Genomic DNA, 19,776 nt, shown 5'->3' on the forward strand with positions numbered 1-19,776 from the left:
GTTGCGATAATCCACGCTATGCTGCAAGGGTTGTTTCGATTTTCAGGATAATCTATGCATCGTTCAGGTCTGACAGAGCTGGAAGTGGTGATGGCTGTGGTGCGGCGCGGCAGTTTTCGCGGCGCGGCGCATGAGCTGGGGATGTCCGCCACGGCGGTCAGCAACGCCATCGCCGGGCTGGAGAGCCGCCTTGAGACGCGACTTTTCAACCGCACCACCCGCAGCGTGGCGCTCACCGACGCCGGACAGCGCTACGTGGCGCGTATCGGCCCCGCCCTGCAGGAGATCCGTCTCGCCAGCGAGGCGATCCACAGCGAAACCGGGGAACCTGCCGGAACGCTGCGGCTGAACGTGCCGAATCATATCGGCACCCTGTTTCTGGATCAGCTGCTGATCGACTACATGATCCGCTACCCGAAAATGCGCGTGGAAACGGTAAGCGAAGCGCGAATGATCGACATCGTCGCGGAAGGATATGATGCGGGGATCCGTCTCGAAGAGTCCGTTCCGCAGGACATGATCGCCGTGCCGCTGACCGGTGAAATCCGCCAGCTCGTCACCGCCACGCCGGACTATTTTGCACGTCACGGCATTCCGCAGACGCCGGACGATCTGCTTTCGCATCAGGGGATCGGCATGCGTATGGCCCACGGCGGGATCTACCGCTGGGAGCTGGCGCGTCGGGGTGAAACGTACGCGCTTGCCGTGCCGCCGCGCTTTGCAACATCCGATCTTTTTGCCTCGATCCGCGCCGTGAAAGCGGGATTAGGGGTGGGATTTTTACCGGAACTCTATATTCGGGAAGAACTTAAGAATGGAGAGCTGGTGAGCGTCTTAAACGACTGGACGCAGCCCTTTGCCGGGCTGCGCCTGTACTACCCAGGCCACCGCCACGTCCCGCCGGGACTGCGGGCGCTGGTGGCGATGATCCGCGAGCGCGGGATTATTCCAGGTTAGCCTTATTCAGCCCGTAAGCCGCGTCCAGCGCGCCGGGTGCCATGCGGGAAGTGATCCCCAGACGGTTCCAGGCGTTGATCGCCACGATGGCGAAGTTTAGCTCTGAAATCTCCACGTCCGAGAAGTGCTCCGCCACGCTGCGGTACAGCGCATCGCTGACACCGTGAACGCCAATCTGGGTCAGCGCTTCGGTGAACGCCAGCGCGGCTTTCTCGCGGGCGCTGAAAAGCGGGGACTCGCGCCAGGCCGCCAGATGGTACAGGCGCAGCTCGCGCTCGCCGGCGATTTTGGCCTCTTTCGAGTGCATATCCAGGCAGAAGGTGCAGCCGTTCAGCTGCGACACGCGAATGTCGATCAGGTGCTTCAGCGCCGGGTCGATGGAGGTTTTTGCCACCTCCATGCTCAGGGCAGACAGCGCGTTGGCGAGGGCAGGTGTAACTTTATGGTGGTTAACGCGAGTGCTCATTGTCTTTCCTCTTTTTGTGCGGCATGTATCATGCGATGAGACAAATCTACGCCGTTCATGACATAGTAAAAAGATACAAAAATCGTGAAACGAGGTAGGACATGAAGCCGGGCTATCACGAGATTTATTCCCGCTATCGCGACAACATCACGCGCGGCGTGCTAAAGCCGGGCGACAGGGTGCCTGCCATCCGCGTGCTGGCGGAAGAGCTGAAGGTGGCGCGTAAAACCGTCGAAACGGCGTATGCCATTCTGACGGGTGAAGGGTATCTGGTGAGCCAGGGCGCGCGCGGCACGCGGGTCAACCCGGACTTACTGTTGCCGTATAAGAATGCCCCTGCGGAGCAGCCCACCGGCGCGCTTCCGGCATCTCTCATCAGCCAGCGCGAGCGGGCGGGGTTTCTGCGCCCCGGCATCCCCGCCCTCGACAGCTTTCCGTACAAAAAGTGGCTGCTGCTGGCAGGCCAGGCGACGCGCGCCATGCGTCAGGAGGAGATGCTCAACCCGCCCGTTCTGGGCTGGTATCCGCTGCGCCAGGCCATCGCCAGCTACCTCAATATTTCGCGCGGGCTATCCTGCACCGCCGAACAGGTGCTGATCACCAGCGGCTACAGCGGCAGCCTGCGGCTGATCCTCGACACCCTCGCCAGCCGCAGCGACAAGGTATTGTTTGAAGATCCGGGCTATTTTATGGGCCAGCAGCTGCTCAAGCGGATCGTGCCGCGCCTGCACACCGTGCCGGTCGATCGCTGCGGCATTGATACGGACTACCTGCTGCGTCACCATCGCGACGCCCGTTTTGCCATCGTCACCCCGTCGCACCAGAGCCCGCTGGCGGTCACGCTCTCCCTGCCGCGCAAGCAGCAACTTCTCGACTGGGCCAGCCAGAACGAGGCGTGGATCATCGAAGACGATTACGACGGGGAGTTTCACTACACCCGCAAGGTGCTGCCGTCGCTGAAAAGCCTCGACCAGCACGACCGGGTGATTTTTATGGGCACCTTCAGTAAAACCATCATGCCGTCGCTGCGCATGGGCTACGTGGTGATGCCCGCCAGCACCGTCGGATCCTTTACCGACTGCGCGGACATTACCACCAGCGGCCAGCCGGTGCTGACGCAAAAGATCCTCACCGCGTTTCTCAACGAAGGGCATTTTTTCCGTCACCTGAAAAAGATGCGCGCGCTGTATCAGTCCCGCCGCGACTGGATGATTGCCGCCCTGCGCGAGGTGTATGGCGATCTGTTTTTCACCGAGCAAAACGACGGCGGGATGCATATCGTGGCGTTCCTGACAAAAGGAAGCCGTGACCGGGAAGTTGCGCGCTGCTGGCAGGAACAGCAGCTGCAGGTCAATGCGCTCTCGGAGTGGTATCGCGGGTCGGGCAAACGCTACGGGCTGGTGATGGGCTATAACAACGTGCGGTCGTATGAAGAGGCGGTGGAGTTGCTGGAAAGGCCGAAGCGGCAGACCCTTGCGCTGTTGAGCTGAACATCGCCGGGTGGCGGCTTCGCCTTACCCGGCCTACGGTTTAAATATCATTGCGGGATAGCCCAACGTCCTTGAGCTGCTCGTCGCTCATCTGGCTCAGGATGCGGCGGGTGCGGTTGATGCGATACCAGTTACGCAGCGTTTTCGCGATCCAGACGAACACAATAAACGGACGTTTTGAACGATTCTCGTAGAATTCCATGATGCTCTCCTCACTGTGTCAGTGGGGTTATCATCCCGGAAATCCACCCATGCAATACAGATGCAAAAACAACTTTTGTTTAACATACAGATCCGCTAAAACAGTATCTGCATGGCAATTTTCGCCGCAATCTGTACTGGTTTTATAATCTGTATGGTGAAAACAAAGGATACAGTATGACACGCTACCAACATCTGGCCAATCTTCTGGCTGAACGCATTGAGCAAGGGCTGTATCGCAGCGGCGAACGTCTGCCGTCGGTGCGCACGCTGAGTCAGGAGCACGGCGTGAGCATCAGCACCATACAGCAGGCCTACCAGATCCTCGAAAACCTCCAGCTGATCACGCCTCAGCCGCGCTCCGGCTATTTTGTCTCACCGCGCAAGGCCCAGCCGCCCGTCCCGGCGATGACGCGCCCGGTGCAGCGCCCCGTGGACGTCACCCAGTGGGATGAGGTGATGATGCTGCTGGACGCCCGCGCCGACAAAGAGATGATCTCCTTTGGCGGCGGTTCGCCGGACATTAACCAGCCGAGCCTGAAGCCCCTGTGGCGCGAGATGAGCCGTATCGCGCAGCATAACCCTGGCGAGATGCTGAGCTATGACGTGCTTGACGGGCGTCTGGAGCTGCGCGAGCAGATCGCGCGCCTGATGCTCGACGGCGGCTCTACCGTCTCGGCAAGCGACATTGTGATCACTAACGGCTGCCACGGCGCGCTTTCTATCGCCCTGCTCTCGGTGTGTAAACCGGGGGATATCGTGGCGGTGGAATCGCCGTCATTTCACGGCACCATGCAGATGCTGCGCGGGTTTGACATCAAGGCGATTGAAATTCCCACCGACTCTGAAACCGGGATCAGCATCGAAGCGTTAGAGCTGGCAATGGAGCAGTGGCCAATCAAGGCGGTGATCCTGGTGCCCAACTGCAATAACCCGCTCGGGTTTATCATGCCGGAGGCGCGGAAAAAGCAGGTGCTGGCCCTCGCCCAGCGGCACGATATCGTGATTGTCGAGGATGATATTTACGGCGAGCTGGCGGCGGAGTATCCGCGCCCGCGCACCATTCATTCAATGGATATCGACGGCCGCGTGATCCTCTGCAGCTCGTTTACCAAAACCGTGGCGCCGGGCCTGCGCGTCGGCTGGATTGTGCCGGGACGCTACTACGACCGGGTGATGCACATGAAATACGCCGCGGGCGGGTTTAACGTGCCGGGCACGCAGATGGCGGTGGCGGCGTTTATTCGCGACGGTCATTACCATCGCCACGTGCGCCGTATGCGCCAGATTTATCAGCAGAATATGGAAACCTACACCTGCTGGGTGCGGCAATATTTTCCGGCAGAGATTTGCGTCACGCGCCCGCAGGGCAGCTTCCTGCTGTGGATTGAGCTCCCGGAGAAGGTCGATATGGTGTGCGTCAGCAAGCAGCTGTGTCGGCTGAAGATCCAGGCCGCGGCCGGGTCGCTGTTTTCCGCCTCCGGGAAGTACCGCAACTGCCTGCGGATCAACGTGGCGCTGCCGCCGACGGACAAAAATCGCGAGGCGCTGAAGAAGCTGGGCGAAGCGATTGTGATTGCGATGGAGGAGGGCTAGTGCGGCCTGATGCCCTCACCCCGCCCCTCTCCCACAGGGAGAGGGAGAAAAACGTGCAGCACTACTCGTCGAAGTACCAGTATCCCTGGTTAATCAGCCCGGTGAGCTCTTCAACAAACGCCGGGTTTTTCAGCGCATCGCCCAGCTCGGCCTGGCCGAGTTCGGTGTAGCGGCACAGCGCATCCGCCGCCTTCGCGTCTACCGTCTCCAGCTGTTCGCTGTTAATGAAGAAGCTGCCGTTGATGTTCAGCACGCGCAGGCCGCTCAGGCGAGACAGCGTTTCGCCGCCCTGCAGCGCGTCCAGCACCTCTTCCGGCGCGTACGGCGGCTCGGCGGCGGCGATATCCAGCTCGTGGCGCGGAGTGGAGACAAAGCTGCCGAACCATTTTGTGAAATCATCCGGCTTGCTAATCATGTCGAACATCATCTGACGAATGCGATCGAGCTCGTACTGCTCCACGCGGCCCGGGTGCTCTCGGCAGGTCAGATCCGGATCGCTATAGTGCTCGCCGCCCAGATCGTTTTCCAGCGCATAATCGGCGAAGCTGCTGATCAGATCGCGGCCGTTCGGCCCGCGAAAGCCGACGGAGTAGTTAAGCGCCGTTTCATGGGTAAAACCGTCGTGCGGGAATCCAGGCGGAATGTAGAGAATATCGCCCGGAGCCAGATCTTCGTCGATGATCGGCTCGAACGGATCCACATGCAGCAGCGCCGGATGCGGGCAGAACTGACGCATCGGCAGCTTGTCACCCACGCGCCAGCGGCGGCTGCCCATCCCCTGAATGATAAACACGTCGTACTGATCGATATGCGGACCCACGCCGCCGCCCGGCACGGAGAAGGAGATCATCAGATCGTCCAGACGCCAGTCCGGCAGAACGCGGAACGGACGCACCAGCTCCGCCGCGGGCATATGCCAGTGGTTCACCGCCTGCGCCAGCAGCGACCAGCCGGTTTCGCCCAGATCGTCAAAGTGCTCGAACGGACCATTGCTGGCCTGCCATTTGCCGTTGAAATGGCTGACCAGGCGGCTATCGACTTCCGGCTCCATCGCCAGCCCCGCCAGCTCGTCCGGGGTAATCGGGTCGACAAAATTCGGGAAGGCATTTTTCAGCACAACGGGTTGCTTTTGCCAGTATTTCTCAAGAAATTCCGGCCAGTTCAGGTTCAGTTGATACGCCATGGGTAGCACCAGTGAGAAGGGAAACAGGCGCGATTATAGGCAAGAAGGCAGAGTGGGAACTTGTCATGGGTCAAACGAGGGCGCGTAGGTCGGGTAAGGCGAAGCCGCCACCCGACACAAACACGCCGCGAAAACTTAATCCAGCTTCAGCTCGTCATAGTGGGTAATCAGTTTACCCACGATACCGTAGTCCAGCGCTTCCGCCGGGGACATCCAGAAGTTGCGGTCGGTGTCTTTTTTCACTTTTTCCAGCGGCTGTCCGGTGGCGTCGGCGATCAGCTTGTTCACGCGATCCAGCATGCGGATGATCTCGCGCGCTTCGATCTCAATATCCGTCGCCTGACCGCGCACGCCGCCCAGCGGCTGGTGGATCATAAAGCGGGTATTTGGCAGCGAGTAGCGGTGCTCTTTTTTCGCGGCCAGGAAGATGGTGATCCCGGCGCTCGCCACCCAGCCGGTGCCGATCACGTGCACTTCCGGGCGAATGAATTTGATGAAGTCGTGGATGGTGTCGCCCGCTTCCACGTGGCCGCCCTGGCTGTTGATGTACAGCTTGATCGGATCGTTGCTGACGCTTTGCAGCAGGATCATTTGGGTGATCACTTTCTGCGCCAGCTCCTGGTTGATCTCACCGGAGATCACAATCGAACGAGACTCCAGCAGTTTTTGCTGCAGAGCGCCCGCGCCGTTTGACCCTTCCGCCTTTTCCTTGTCGCTTTCTTTCAGTGTGTAGTGCATTGTTATTTCCTCAGCTTGTCGCGCTCAAAACCAGAGTGTAGCCTGTTTTACCGATCAAAGTCCTCACGGACAGATCGCAATCCACAAAGCGGCGATCGCGGACCCGGACGGCAACCGGATAACGGCGTTTCGGTCCTTCACCGCCTCCGCCCCGGCTCGCTATACTTCATATGATTATCATATTGTTAAATGATAATTATAATTAATGTGTTAAGATGAAAGTCAGCATAAACAGTCCCTTACGACACTCCTGGGGCTGTTTGCATCCTCGACATGTAAAACAGCACCGGGGCGGTGAATGGAACACATTGTGTATGTGGTTGATGACGATGACGCAGTCAGACAGTCCGTGATCGGGCTGCTGGATTCGGCGGACCTAAACGCCATCGGCTTTTCATCGGCAGAAGCGTTTCTTCAGCACCGCTTTGAAGAGCTCCCCTCGTGCGTCGTCCTGGATATGCAGATGCCCACCATCTCGGGTTTTGAGGTTGCAGATGCCCTCAAGGACAGCGGGCGCGAAATCCCGATTATCTTTCTCACCGGCCACGGCACCATCCCGATGTCGGTGCGCGCCATAAAAGGCGGCGCTTACGAATTTCTTACCAAGCCCGTCGAATCCACCGCGCTTATCGACGCCATTGAGTCCGCGCTGCAGCTGGCGGAAAACAACGCCGAGCGCAATAAAGAGCACTACGCCCTTAAGCAGCGCCATCTCTCCCTTACCCCGCGCGAACACGAGGTGCTCACGCTGGCGATAAGCGGCATGCTGAACAAGCAAATTGCCGCCGAGCTGGGCGTCAGCGAGATCACGGTGAAAGTACATCGCCGCCGCGTAATGGAGAAAATGCAGGTGCGCTCCGTGGCAGAGCTGGTCAGGGCCGTTGAGCGCCTGACCAAAAGCCAGCCTGCGGAGTAACGTTTACCCTTCCTGCGCCGCCAGCGGCAGCGCAAAGGCAAACACCGTGCCGTAAGGCTCCCGGCGGCGCGCGCTCAGCTTTCCGCAGTGGCGCTCAATGATGCTGGCGCTGATGGTCAGCCCCATCCCCATTCCCTGCGCTTTGGTGGAATAGAACGAGTCGAAAATCTGCTCCAGCCGCTCGGGCTCAATGCCGCTTCCGGTATCGGCGATCTCAACGATCGCTTTCCCGTCCGCGTTGCTGGTGCTCAGGGTGATGGTGCAGGCGCGATCCTTAACCTCGGCCATCGCCTCGACGGCGTTCATCACCAGGTTAAGCAGCACCTGCTGGATCTGCACGCTATCGCCGGTGATAAAGCTGTCCTGCGCCTTCAACAGGTAATCAACGCTAATGTGTCGCTGCTCCAGCTCGCTACGGGAAAGCGCGATGATATGGTGGATCAGATAGTGCAGATCGATGCGCGAGAAGGTGGGATCCTGCTTGCGCGTCAGGGACTGGATGCTGCGAATGATCTCCCCCGCCCGCGCGCCTTCCGCGGCGATCTCTTCCAGCCCTTCCCGCACTTTATCCAGCCGCGCCGGCTCCCGGCTGAGCCAGCGCAGGCTCGCTCCGGCGTTAGAGACGATCGACATCAGCGGCTGGTTGATCTCATGGGCGATGGAGGAGGTCAGCTGCCCGACGGTGGTGGCGCGGGACACCCTCGCCAGATCCGCCTGCGCGACCCGCATGGCATCCTCCGCGGCGCGCTGGCTGGTGATGTCGGTGATGATGCCGTAGTACTCGTTCACCTCGCTGCCCACGCCTACCGGATCGCCAATCCCGAGGATATAGCGCGTTGAACCGTCGGTACGCTTAATCCGAAACTCCGCGCGCATGGAGAGCCCTTCGCGCACGCTCTGCGTGACGATGGCGCTGATGCGGGCGTAGTCGTCTTCATGAACGAAGGTCAAAAACTCCGCCATGGAGATCGTTTTTTGCTGTTCGGACAGGCCGAGGATGCGGGCGTACTCCTCCGAGACGAACATCAGATCCTGCTCCAGCTCCCAGCGCCAGCTGCCGGTGTGGCTGATCTGCTCGCCCAGCATCAGCGAGGTCTGGCTGGCGCGCAGCTCTTTTTCCACCCGACGGCGCTGGATGTTCTCCCCCAGCAGCTCGGCGTACAGCCGCGCCGTTTCCAGAGAGACCGCCGCCTGCGCGCCCAGCAGGCTCACCACGCGAGAATGCTCGGCGGTGAAAACCTCCGGCATCAGGCGGTTTTCGAGGTAAAGCACGCCCACCAGCCGCGCCTGTTTGAACATCGGGACGCACATGACGGCCGCCCCAGAGGTCACCAGATAGGGATCCTGGCTGAAGGGGTGAAACTCCTCCGGCCTACCGGTGCGGATCTCCTGCCCGGTGCGGATCACCGCCGCCAGCACCGACAGGGGCATGTCGGTCGCCGTCGGCACGTCTTTCAGGATCCGCACCCGCACGCCTTCGGTGCTGGTCCAGGCGCTGGCCTCGATCTCCGGGATCAGGTTATCGCTGACGCGAAGCAGCAGGCCGCGCTGCGCCCCGGCGCGTTCGAGGAGGATCGTCATCAGGTTTTCGATTAAGCGCTCGAGATTGATCTCTTCCGACAGCGCGCGGGAGGCTTTAATGACGCTCTGCAGATCGCGGATGGTCTCGTTCTGGGCGAAAGCCACCGTGTCATAGGCGCTCGCCTGTCCGGAGGCCAGCAGATGCGGGAAATCCTGCTCCAGCTGGCACACCTTTGCCTGCGCGCCCGCCCGGCCCCAGGCGGCAATTGCGCCGCGAAAGTGTGCGTCCGAGGCGGTTGGGTAGCCGCAGGCCAGCGCAAAGCGGCCCGCCAGCTCATGAGCCAGGGCGTTAATCGGATTAAACCCGCCCTCGCGGGAGAGCCGGACCGCCTTCTCATACTGCTCAAGCGCGATGCTGTTCATCCCGTCCAGACGCACGATTTCGGCGTAGATCAGCGCCTCTTTATCCGCGAACGTGCCGGGATTAATGCGCGCCCAGAGGGCGATTTTGTCGTAGTGGGCGTGAATGCTGCGGCGGTGGTTCGCCGAGAAGGTCTCCGGCGTCAGCTGCCGGGAGAGCGCCAGCGCGCTGTAGAGATGGTAATCCAGCAGATGGATGTGCCCGGGTGCAGACCACGCGTACCACCCCGCCATCTCCAGATCCGCCTGCGCGTCGGCATACTCGCCGCAGGTAAAGTGGGCCATGCCGCGGTAGAGCCAGTACCAGAACAGCATGGTGGAGGTCTGCTCCGGCGCCTGCTCCGGCGACGCGGGCAGCAGCGCCTCCGGCAGCACCTGCGACGCGGTCCAGGTGCCGATAACCGGCGTGCGCAGGAACTCAACGTAGCCGCGCTGGACCATCAAAATGGTTTCAACGTCCTGGAAGTGGGTTTTACGCACAAACGCCAGGCCGCGATCGATGCTGGTCAGCACCCCGTCCAGGTGATCGCCCCGGGAGAGAAAATTAATGACCTGGTGGCAGGCCGCAAAGCAGGCCATCGTCATATCCCCGTGAGTCACCGCCGAGGTAAAGCAGGCCTTCGCGCACTCGATGGTAAACGATAAAGGCTGGGTCCAGACGCTGAGCTGGTCGAGCGGCAGCAGGGTTTTGGCTTCGAACGCGTCGTAGCCGTGGCGATTGACCAGCTCGCGGGCCAGGGTGCCGTACCGGAACCCGAGGCGATACTCGGCGTAGCGGTGGCCCATCAGCACGCCAAACCAGGCCATCGCCGTGGTGGAGGCGCCGGTAATGCCGTGGTCGAGGGTCAGGTGCATCATGCGGCAAAGCAGCAAAAAGTGCAGGCGCGGACAGATGAAGCTGGCGCAAATGCTGGCGCTGTAGAGCAGGTTCATCACCGCTTCGGTTTCCGGGTTATCCATCCGCGAGAGCGGGGCAAACAGGGTTTGCGGCGCGTCGCCCGCACGGTTACAGAAGTGTTCCCAGGCCTCGTCACAGTCGGCATCTTCCGGATAGCGGCCGATCTGAATACCAAATACTCCCAGCCAGCAGAGCGCCGCTTCCAGCGCCAGACGGCTGTCCGACTGGCGAATGTACACCTCCACCAGCAGGTTGGCCGCCAGCGCCTTTTCGGTCAGACCGCCGGGACACCCGAGGATCGCGTCACACAGCTCGCGGGTGCGCTCCAGGTGCCCCAGCGCAAACTCGCAGCCCGCCTCTTCGATATCAAGCATAAAGTCTGACACCGTCCCGGCGTTGCCCAGCGCTCGGGCTGTCTGGATATAGCTCAGCGCCGAAAGATAATCCCCCGAGCGTTTCGCGCGTCGCGCGGCCAGCAGGCTTAGCTCGCGGAACATCTGGCGCTGCGGGGCGGGCTGGATGCTGTCCAGCGCGGCAGTGACGTGATGTACGGCGCGGAACAGCAGCTCGTTCCCCGCCGCCTGCCGCGCGGCGTCGGCCAGCAGGCTGGCGGTGGTCAGATGAAGATGGCTTTTCTCATGCCGATCCAGCAGCGCAAAGGCGGCCTCCTGCACCCTGTCGTGGGTGAAGGAGTACGCTTTTTCCGTCAGCACGATCAGCTGCGCCATGACCGCCGGATGCAGCGCGTAGCGCATTTCCGCCATCGATATACCGACAACGCGGCAGATCATCTCCATTTCGCCCGTGCCGCCGAGGCAGGCAAGGCTGCCCAGCAGGCGACGCGTCTCGTCGGGCAACTCTTCCAGCTTCTCCAGCACCAGGGTGACGACGTTTTCGGTGTAGTGCCGGGCGCGGATCGCCTGCAGATCGTAGTGCCACTTGTCCTGATATTTGTTGTGCACCACCAGCCCGTCATCGACGATGCGGCGGAAAAATTCGTGTACAAAGAGCGGGTTTCCCCCGGTCTTTTCATGGATCAGCGTGGCAAGGTCGGTCGTCGCCGTGCTGCGGGTGCGAAATACCGTCCCCAGCCAGCGGGACACGGCTTTGACAGACAGCGCCTGCGGAACAATTTCGCTCGCATGCTGTGCCGCCTCCGGCAGGCTCGCCAGCTGCTGTTGCAGTGTGGGTTCGGACAATGAACCGATATCGCGGTGAGCAACCACCACCAGCAGCGGGATCGCGCCGCAGTTCATCAGCAGATAGTTGAGCGTATGCAGGCTGGCGGCGTCGCTCCACTGGAGATCGTCGAGCACCAGCACCAGCGGGCAGCCCTGCGAGGCAAAGGTTTTCACCAGCGCCAGCACCATATGGCTGAAGCGCGCCCGGGCATCAATGGAAAACGTATCCGCCGGGAAGCGCGGCTTGCGCTCAAGCAGCAGGCCCAGCTCGGGCACGAGGCTGACGGCCAGCGCCTCGTGTCCTTCCAGGGCGCGAGATAGGCGGATTTTCCACTTCGCCACCTCGTCTGCCGGCAGGCCCAGCAGGTGCAGCGTCAGGGGGCGGAATGCGGAGCTTAATACGCCGTAGGGCAATGACGGTGAAAACTGATCCACTTTACCCACCGCCATCAGCACCGTACGCTGCTGGAGCGTTTTTAACGCCGTCGCAATGATGGAGGATTTGCCGATCCCCGACGGCCCGCCGATGGCCACCAGCTCCGGCACGCGGTTCTGCCCCACCCGCTCAAACGCGGCAATGACGTCATTCGCCTGCGGATGCGTCGCGAACAGCGAGTCCGCCAGAAGAATGGCCGGGGTGCGGTCCTGCTGGCCGGGGGTAAAGGCGACGATCTCGCCCTCACCGGTCAACGTCGCCTGGCAGCGGCGGAGGTCGGCAATCAGCCCGTCAACCGTCTGGTAGCGGTTATCGGGATGCTTTTCCAGCAGCTTGAGGATGATGGTCGACAGCATTCCCGGCACGTCCGGGCGTATCGCATCCGGGGCCAGCGGCGCCGAGGCAATATGGTAGTGCGCCCAGTTGGTCCGATCGTCCTCCCCCAGTTCAAACGGCAGGCGTCCGGTCAGCAGTTCATACAGCACCACGCCAAGGCTGTAGAGATCGCTGCGGCCATCGACGGGACGCTGGGTGCGGGAGGTGTGCTCCGGGGACATATACGCCGGCGTGCCGCCTGAAACGGCAAGCCGGGTCTGCGCGAAGGCGCCGGAGAGGCTGCATGAAAGGCCGAAGCTGCCCAGACGGCAGGTGGCATCGTGATGAACAAAAATATTGCCGGGCTTGATATCGCCGTGGATCAGGTTTTGCAGATGCATCTGGCGCAGAGGAACGCAGATCTGGATCGCCAGCTCGATAAAGCGCGCGATCCCCGAGATCGCCCTGCCCGCGCGCCGCGCCAGCAGCTCAAACGAAAACGGGGCGTACACCAGCGCGAAGCGTCCCCGGTACTGGGTGGACGCGACGGCGCGAATGGCCCAGCTGTCCTGCAGCGCGTCACGCAGCGCAAACTCGTTTTTCAGCAGCCGGGTGGCCCGCTCTTCCTCTTCGTCGCTGACCGCGGTGGCGATAATGAACGAGCCGCCGGAATGAGGATGTCGCGCGTGCATCCAGGCGATTCCGCCCTCCTGCGCCAGCACGGTAAAAATCACATCCTCTTTAAGGACAAAAACCCGCCCCTGGTGAAGGTTCCCCTGGGCGGGCCAGAATGCAGGCTGCTCGTGTTCGTTCATCCGCGATCCTTATTGTCGGCGGGCCAGCTCCCGCTGAATATGATCCAGCAGAATATCGATGTTAATCGGCTTACGCAAAAAAGCAGCGGCGCCCAGACCGAGAGCGTACCGCTGCATATTTTCATCAGCATGACCGGAGATAAAGAGCACGGGCGGAGGCGGTACGGCCAGCAGCCGCAGCTTGTCAAACAGCTCAAGGCCGCTCATGCCCCGGAGCTTGATATCGGTGATCACCAGCGCCGCGCCGGACAGGGCAAGCGGATGGCTCAGAAATACCTCTGCCGAATCAAACGTGTCGGTTGAATAGCCTTCCGACTCCAGGAGATTACTCAACCCGCTGCGGACGGAACGTTCGTCATCAATGATGGCAATGCGCCACGGCAGCGTCATGCTGTTATTCCTCTAACCAGTCATTTAACGTCGCGAGGGTCCTTCGCGGGCGCGGGGGGCTCCGTGCCGCTGATTTTCGGTACGCATTCGTGACGAAACCAGGCGAGGGTGAGCGGTTCGCGACTCAGTAAACGTCGTCCCACCGGGATAAGCTGTTCGCCCACCAGCATGCCGAACAGGCCAAGCAGGGCGACAACCGGCGGTGCCGGGGAATGGACGTCGAGCAGAGCGTAAATTACCCCAGCAACCACGCCGCACACCAGCGAAATTATCCATGCTTTCATGATGACGCTCCCGTCTGCGATGCCGCCTGCGGAACGGTCACCTGAGGAGGAGGGGCGCCGTCGCGGGATAAGAGATGACGCGTCGCCTGTTCACCCGCCAGCATCCCCAGCAGGCCAATCAGCGCCAGCGCGGGCGGCGCGGGGGAGCGCACCTTCAGCACGGCATACATCAGGCCAATCAACACGCCTGCCGCAAGGGATATCAGCCCAGTACTCATCGTGAACTCCAGAGAAAGAGGCAGCGGCGAGCCGGATGAGGGACCAGCCCGCCGACGGGACTTAGCGAGCCGGGACCGGCGCTAAGGTGCGGTGCTCGCTCTTCTGGCGAGACGGCGCTTTGTGCACCATGGTGTAGGCGTAATCCACGCCCATGCCGTACGCGCCGGAGTGCTCGCGCACGATGTCCATCACTGCGGTGTAGGTCTCTTTACGCGCCCAGTCGCGCTGCCACTCCAGCATCACCTGCTGCCAGGTCACCGGGATCACGCCCGCCTGGATCATGCGCTGCATCGCGTAGTCGTGGGCTTCTTTGGAGGTGCCGCCGGACGCGTCCGCCACCATATAAATTTCGTAGTCGCCTTCCAGCATCGCGCACAGGGCAAAGCTGTTATTGCACACTTCGGTCCACAGGCCGGCCACCACGACCTTCTTCTTGCCGTTGGCCTTCAGCGCGTCGCGCACCTTCTGGTCGTCCCAGGAGTTCATGGAGGTACGCTCCAGAATGTCCTGGCCCGGGAACACGTCCAGCAGTTCAGGATAGGTATTGCCGGAGAAGCTTTCGGTCTCTACGGTGGTGATGATGGTCGGGATGTTGAACACCTTAGCCGCTTTCGCCAGCGCCACGGTGTTGTTTTTCAGCACCTGGCGGTCAATCGACTGCACGCCAAACGCCATCTGTGGCTGGTGATCGATAAAGATGATCTGACAGTTCGCAGGGGTTAACACTTCGAGCTTTGAAGAGGTCATAGCATTTTCCAGTGGTTAAGGGTAGAAATCACCGCGAGCGCCGCGGCGATAAAGTCACCCTCATCCTGCGGCTTTCCCTCTCCGCGCGTAATTATCTCTTCGTATAGTTAACCTTAGGTATAGTTATACTTTGGTATACCTATCCTATTGTATAACTGGATCTTTGCCGAAACCGGTTCCCATAATCCTGACCATTCCCCTCTCAGTCAGGAGCAGTTTATGGTTACCCCGGGTAAAGCCGATCTCATTCTGGTTAACGGCCAGTTTCACACCGTCGATCGCGAGAATCCTGTCGCGGAAGCCGTTGCCGTGCGCGACGGAAAATTTCTGGAAGTGGGTACCGTCGCCGAGGTGATGCAGCACCACGGCGACGGCACCAAAGTGGTCGACTTAAAAGGCCACACCGCCATCCCCGGCCTGAACGACTCGCACCTGCACCTGATTCGCGGCGGGCTGAACTACAACCTCGAGCTGCGCTGGGAAGGCGTACCGTCCCTGGCCGACGCCCTGCGGATGCTGAAAGAGCAGGCGCTGCGCACCCCGTCGCCGCAGTGGGTGCGCGTAGTCGGCGGCTGGACCGAGTTCCAGTTTGCCGAGCGCCGCATGCCGACGCTGGACGAAATTAACGACGCCGCGCCGGACACACCGGTCTTCATCCTGCACCTGTACGACCGCGCCCTGCTCAACCGCGCCGCGCTGAAGGTGGTCGGTTACACCAAAGACACGCCAAACCCGCCGGGCGGGGAGATCCAGCGCGACGCCAACGGCAACCCGACCGGGATGCTGATTGCCCGTCCGAACGCCATGATCCTCTACGCCACGCTGGCGAAAGGGCCGAAGCTGCCGCTGGAGCAGCAGGTTAACTCCACCCGCCAGTTCATGCGCGAGCTGAACCGTCTGGGGCTGACCAGCGCCATCGACGCGGGCGGCGGCTTCCAGAACTACCCGGAAGATTACGAGGTGATCGCCGAGCTGCACGAGAAAAAGCAGATGACCATCCGCATCGCCTACAACCTCTTTACCCAGCGCCCTGGCCACGAGCTGGAAGACTTCGAAAAATGGACCGACATGCTCACGCCGGGCCAGGGCAGCGACTTCTTCCGCCACAACGGCGCGGGCGAGATGCTGGTCTTCTCCGCCGCCGATTTTGAAGATTTCCTCGAGCCGCGCCCTGACCTCGCGCCGGGCATGGAGGACGAGCTGGAGCGCGTGGTGCGCCATCTGGTGGAGCACCGCTGGCCGTTCCGCCTGCACGCTACCTATAACGAATCCATCAGCCGCATGCTGGACGTGTTCGAGAAGGTAAACCGCGACATTCCGTTCAACGGCCTGCACTGGTTCTTCGACCACGCGGAAACCGTTACCCAGGCCAACATCGACCGCATCAAAGCGCTCGGCGGCGGCATTGCCGTCCAGCACCGCATGGCCTTCCAGGGCGAGTACTTTGCCGAACGCTACGGCATCGAAGCTACCCGCCACACGCCGCCGGTGGCGAAAATGCTCGAGACCGGCGTGCCGGTTGGCCTGGGAACGGACGCCACCCGCGTGGCGAGCTACAACCCGTGGACCGCGCTCTACTGGCTGGTCTCCGGCCGCACCGTCGGCGGGATGCAGATGTACGATCACAGCGCCCGTCTGGATCGCGATACCGCCCTGATGCTCTGGACCCAGGGCAGCGCGTGGTTCTCCAGCGAGCAGAACCAGAAGGGGCAGATTAAGGTCGGCCAGCTCGCCGACCTGGCGGTGCTGAGCAAAGACTACTTCCGCGTGCCGGAAGAGGAGATCAAGGGCATCGAGTCCGTTCTCACGGTGGTCAACGGCGACATCGTCTACGCCGCGGGCAGCTTTGGCCCGCTCGCGCCGCCGGCCATACCGGTCCTGCCCGAGTGGTCCCCGGTGGTCAAGGTGCCTGGCCACTACCGCAGCGCGCCGCCGCAGGCCGCCCGCGTCGGCATGAACGCTGTTCATCACTGCAGCGGCCCGTGCGGGGTTCACAGCCACCAGCACGATTTCGCCCGCACGTCAGAGATGCCGGTGTCCGACGATAACGCTTTCTGGGGGGCGCTGGGCTGCAGCTGCTTTGCATTCTGATGAAAAACACCACTATGCCGCCCCGGCTCGACCTGGGGCTGTTCTTCCTGCGCCTGACCGGCAGCCTGCTGCTGCTCTACGTGCACGGCCTGCCGAAGGTGCTGCACTTCAGCGAAGAGCTGACGCGCATTGAAGATCCGTTCGGCTTCGGGCCCTGGGCAAGCCTGATCCCGGCGATTGTCGCCGAGGTGATTTGCCCGCTGTTGATAATTGCGGGCGTCTACACCCGCCTGGCGTGCCTGCCGATTATCGCCGTGCTGCTGGTGGCGATGCTGGCGGTCCACCCGAACTGGTCGATTGCCGAAGGGCAGTTTGGCTGGCTGCTGCTGATTATCTTCACCACTCTCGCCCTCACCGGGCCGGGCCAGTGGCGGCTGCAGCGTAAGGCGACGGAGAGGTTCGCATGACCCAGGTTAACGACGTTCGCGACGCACACGTCGAGACGACGCCCGCATCGACGGTTTCACCCTGGCAGCCGCTGAGCCAGCCGGTGTTCCGCATGCTGTGGATCGCCACGGTGGTCTCTAACGTCGGCTCATGGATGAGCGACGTCGGTATCAACTGGAGCATGCTGACCCTGAGCGCCGATCCTCTGGATATCGCGCTGGTGCAGGCGGCCAGCAGCCTACCGATGTTCCTCTTTGCCCTGCCGTCCGGGGTGATGGCGGACATCGTCGACCGGCGTAAATACCTGCTCTTCTCCCAGCTGTGGGTGTTCATCGCCGCCGCCGGGCTGACGGCGCTCTCCTTCACCGGACACGTCACCCCCACCGTGCTGCTGGTGGCGACGTTTCTGCTGAGCGTGGGGGCGGCGATGAGCTCGCCGCCGTTCCAGGCCGTGGTGCCCGATCTGGTGAGCAAGCCGGAGCTGGGCGCCGCCGTGGCGCTGAACTCGCTCGGGGTGAACATCAGCCGGGCAATTGGCCCCGCGCTGGGCGGTTTCCTGCTGTCGCTCGCCGGGCCGTGGATGGTGTTTGCCCTGAACGCGCTGTCCGTGGTTGGCGTGGCGTGGGTGCTGTGGCGCTGGCGTCCGGCCCCGTCCATTCAGCGTCTGCCGCCGGAGCACTTCTTCTCTGCGGTGCGTACCGGCATCCGCTACGTCCACGCCGCCCCGGTGCTGCGCAACGTGCTGGTGCGTACCGTGGCGTTCTTCGTTTTCGGCAGTGCGGGCTGGGCGCTGCTGCCGCTGGTGGTGCGCCGCGAGCTGGGCCTGGGCCCGGCGGGCTACGGCGTGATGCTGGCGTGCATTGGCCTGGGGGCGATTGCCGGGGCCATTCTGCTGCCGCGCCTGCGCCAGCGGCTGAACGCCGACCGCCTGATGGTGGCAGCCAGCTTGGTCTTTGCCCTCACCATGCTTGCGCTGGCGTTTGTGCGCCACGTCTGGCTGCTCAACCTGTTTGAGTTCTTCACCGGCTTCGCGTGGATTGCGGTGCTCTCGACGCTGAACCTCGGCGCGCAGCGCAGCGCCGCCCGCTGGGTGAAGGCCCGCGCGCTCGCGGTCTACCTGACGGTGTTCTTCGGCTCGATGACCACGGGCAGCGCCATCTGGGGGCAGATTGCCTCCCGGTTCGGCACCCCGACCGCGCTGGTTGTCGCCACGCTGGGGATGGTGCTGGCAAGCGCCACCGTATTGCGCTGGAAGCTGGAGAAAGACCCGGAATTAAACCTCGACCTGAGCGGCCAGCCGCTGGACGGCGTGGAGATCGACCTGCCGAACGAGCGCGGCCCGGTGCTGGTCTCGCACGAGTACATCATCGACCCGCACAACGCAAAAGCCTTCCTGGAGGCGGTACACGAGCTGCGCCGGGTGCGCCGCCGCGCCGGGGCGATGAGCTGGGCGGTTTACGAGGACATTGAGCGTCCCGGCCTGTTTATTGAGACCTTCCTGATGGGCTCGTGGATTGAGCATCTGCGCCAGCAGGAGCGCCACACCATGAATGACCTCCTGCTGCAGAGCCGCGTTCTGGCTTTTCATCAGGGCACAACATCACCGGCAATTCGTTATCTGGTCGCGCCGGTATAACCATAACCATAACCATCACCTGCACAGGAACACACTATGGCAACGTTTAAGGCAAAAGACGGCACGCAGATTTACTACAAAGAAGGCGGCGCGGGCAAACCGGTTCTCTTCAGCCACGGCTGGCCGCTGGACGGCGACATGTGGGACAGCCAGCTGAACTACCTGGCCGAGCGCGGCTTCCGCGCCATCGCCTTTGACCGCCGCGGTTTTGGCCGCTCGGATCAGCCGTGGAACGGTTACGACTACGACACCTTTGCGTCCGACATCAACGACCTGATCACCACCCTGGACCTGCGCGACGTGACGCTGGTGGGCTTCTCCATGGGCGGCGGCGACGTGACCCGCTACATCAACAACTACGGCAGCGCTCGCGTGGCTGGTCTGGCGCTGCTGGGCGCGGTCACGCCGATCTTCGGCAAATCCGACACCTTCCCGCAGGGTGTGGATCAGAGCGTATTCGACGGCATTCGCGACGGACTGCGTAAAGATCGCGCCCAGTTCATCAGCGACTTCGCCACCCCGTTCTACGGCATCAACGCCGGGCAAACCGTCTCTGCCGGTGCCCTGACCCAGACGCTGAACATCGCCCTGCTGGCGTCCCTGAAGGGCACCATCGACTGCGTGACCGCCTTCGGCGAAACCGACTTCCGCCCGGATATGGCGAAAATCGACGTGCCGACGCTGGTGATTCACGGCAGCAACGACCAGATCGTGCCGTTTGAAAGCACCGGCAAGCTGGCGGCAGAGATGATTAAAAACGCCACGCTGAAGGTGTACGACAACGCGCCGCACGGCTTCGCGCTGACCCACCAGGACCAGCTCAACGAAGATCTGCTGGCGTTTGTGAAGTCGCTGTAAGTCATTAAGCGAAGCCTGATGGCGCTTCGCT

At 61.9% G+C, this 19,776-nt stretch carries 17 protein-coding genes; 8 read left to right on the forward strand and 9 right to left on the reverse strand.

Annotation, left to right across the window (positions count from 1 at the left end):
- Positions 1-54: 54 nt before the first annotated feature.
- The gene (locus tag RVY89_RS16185) at positions 55-957 is read left to right on the forward strand and encodes a LysR family transcriptional regulator (RefSeq protein ID WP_484825871.1); all 903 of its coding nucleotides are present in this window, start codon (positions 55-57) and stop codon (positions 955-957) included.
- Here RVY89_RS16185 and RVY89_RS16190 read toward each other — a convergent pair.
- A complete protein-coding gene (locus RVY89_RS16190; RefSeq protein ID WP_023310248.1) occupies positions 944-1,423 on the reverse strand; it encodes a carboxymuconolactone decarboxylase family protein in 480 nt (159 codons plus the stop codon). The genes RVY89_RS16185 and RVY89_RS16190 overlap by 14 nt on opposite strands.
- 101 nt (positions 1,424-1,524) lie before the next feature.
- Between RVY89_RS16190 and pdxR the strand changes: the two genes are divergently transcribed.
- Positions 1,525-2,913 (forward strand): MocR-like pyridoxine biosynthesis transcription factor PdxR, encoded by a 1,389-nt coding sequence (gene pdxR, locus RVY89_RS16195; protein ID WP_484825872.1) that lies wholly within the window; start codon positions 1,525-1,527, stop codon positions 2,911-2,913.
- 40 nt (positions 2,914-2,953) lie between these two features.
- Here pdxR and RVY89_RS16200 read toward each other — a convergent pair whose 3' ends face one another.
- Positions 2,954-3,115, reverse strand: coding sequence for a DUF1127 domain-containing protein (locus RVY89_RS16200; RefSeq protein ID WP_063154866.1), 162 nt, complete (start codon positions 3,113-3,115; stop codon positions 2,954-2,956).
- 176 nt (positions 3,116-3,291) lie between these two features.
- Here RVY89_RS16200 and RVY89_RS16205 point away from each other — a divergent pair, with 176 nt between their 5' ends.
- Complete coding sequence (locus RVY89_RS16205; protein ID WP_484825873.1) at positions 3,292-4,710, forward strand: aminotransferase-like domain-containing protein; 1,419 nt, start codon at positions 3,292-3,294, stop codon at positions 4,708-4,710.
- Positions 4,711-4,771: 61 nt separating this feature from the next.
- Here RVY89_RS16205 and RVY89_RS16210 read toward each other — a convergent pair whose 3' ends face one another.
- A complete protein-coding gene (locus RVY89_RS16210; RefSeq protein ID WP_484825874.1) occupies positions 4,772-5,893 on the reverse strand; it encodes a ribosomal protein uL16 3-hydroxylase in 1,122 nt (373 codons plus the stop codon).
- 135 nt (positions 5,894-6,028) lie between these two features.
- Complete coding sequence (locus RVY89_RS16215; RefSeq protein WP_024909504.1) at positions 6,029-6,631, reverse strand: ATP-dependent Clp protease proteolytic subunit; 603 nt, start codon at positions 6,629-6,631, stop codon at positions 6,029-6,031.
- A gap of 298 nt (positions 6,632-6,929) precedes the next feature.
- On the opposite strand from RVY89_RS16215, the gene RVY89_RS16220 reads away from it, so the two are divergent.
- Positions 6,930-7,547, forward strand: a complete 618-nt coding sequence (locus tag RVY89_RS16220; protein WP_484825875.1) for a response regulator transcription factor — start codon at positions 6,930-6,932, stop codon at positions 7,545-7,547.
- 3 nt (positions 7,548-7,550) lie between these two features.
- On the opposite strand, the gene RVY89_RS16225 is transcribed toward RVY89_RS16220, so the two are convergent.
- The 5 genes from RVY89_RS16225 to RVY89_RS16245 form a co-directional block, all read right to left on the reverse strand.
- On the reverse strand, positions 7,551-13,133 hold the full coding sequence (locus RVY89_RS16225) for an ATP-binding sensor histidine kinase (RefSeq protein WP_484825876.1): 5,583 nt from the start codon (positions 13,131-13,133) through the stop codon (positions 7,551-7,553).
- 9 nt (positions 13,134-13,142) lie between these two features.
- Positions 13,143-13,523: a response regulator transcription factor gene (locus RVY89_RS16230; protein ID WP_008501346.1), complete on the reverse strand. Its 381-nt coding sequence runs from the start codon at positions 13,521-13,523 to the stop codon at positions 13,143-13,145.
- Positions 13,524-13,543: 20 nt separating this feature from the next.
- Positions 13,544-13,807 carry a XapX domain-containing protein gene (locus tag RVY89_RS16235; RefSeq protein ID WP_484825877.1) on the reverse strand — a complete coding sequence of 88 codons (264 nt, stop codon included), beginning with the start codon at positions 13,805-13,807 and terminating at the stop codon, positions 13,544-13,546.
- A complete protein-coding gene (locus tag RVY89_RS16240) occupies positions 13,804-14,025 on the reverse strand; it encodes a DUF1427 family protein (RefSeq protein ID WP_024909508.1) in 222 nt (73 codons plus the stop codon). The genes RVY89_RS16235 and RVY89_RS16240 overlap by 4 nt, the downstream gene beginning before the upstream one ends.
- Before the next feature lie 61 nt (positions 14,026-14,086).
- Entirely contained in the window at positions 14,087-14,773 is a 687-nt protein-coding gene (locus tag RVY89_RS16245; protein ID WP_008501349.1) for a hydrolase, read from the reverse strand.
- 219 nt (positions 14,774-14,992) lie between these two features.
- Here RVY89_RS16245 and RVY89_RS16250 point away from each other — a divergent pair, with 219 nt between their 5' ends.
- The 4 genes from RVY89_RS16250 to RVY89_RS16265 are packed head-to-tail and all read left to right on the forward strand — an operon-like array spanning position 14,993 to position 19,745.
- Positions 14,993-16,864 carry an amidohydrolase gene (locus tag RVY89_RS16250; protein WP_484825878.1) on the forward strand — a complete coding sequence of 624 codons (1,872 nt, stop codon included), beginning with the start codon at positions 14,993-14,995 and terminating at the stop codon, positions 16,862-16,864.
- Positions 16,864-17,271 (forward strand): DoxX family protein, encoded by a 408-nt coding sequence (locus RVY89_RS16255; RefSeq protein ID WP_484825879.1) that lies wholly within the window; start codon positions 16,864-16,866, stop codon positions 17,269-17,271. Before RVY89_RS16250 ends, RVY89_RS16255 begins: the two co-directional genes overlap by 1 nt.
- Positions 17,268-18,887 (forward strand): MFS transporter, encoded by a 1,620-nt coding sequence (locus RVY89_RS16260; protein ID WP_484825880.1) that lies wholly within the window; start codon positions 17,268-17,270, stop codon positions 18,885-18,887. Before RVY89_RS16255 ends, RVY89_RS16260 begins: the two co-directional genes overlap by 4 nt.
- 36 nt (positions 18,888-18,923) lie before the next feature.
- A complete protein-coding gene (locus tag RVY89_RS16265) occupies positions 18,924-19,745 on the forward strand; it encodes an alpha/beta fold hydrolase (RefSeq protein ID WP_484825881.1) in 822 nt (273 codons plus the stop codon).
- Positions 19,746-19,776 lie beyond the last annotated feature (31 nt).

It is taken from the genome of Enterobacter sp. 3U4, assembly GCF_057224565.1.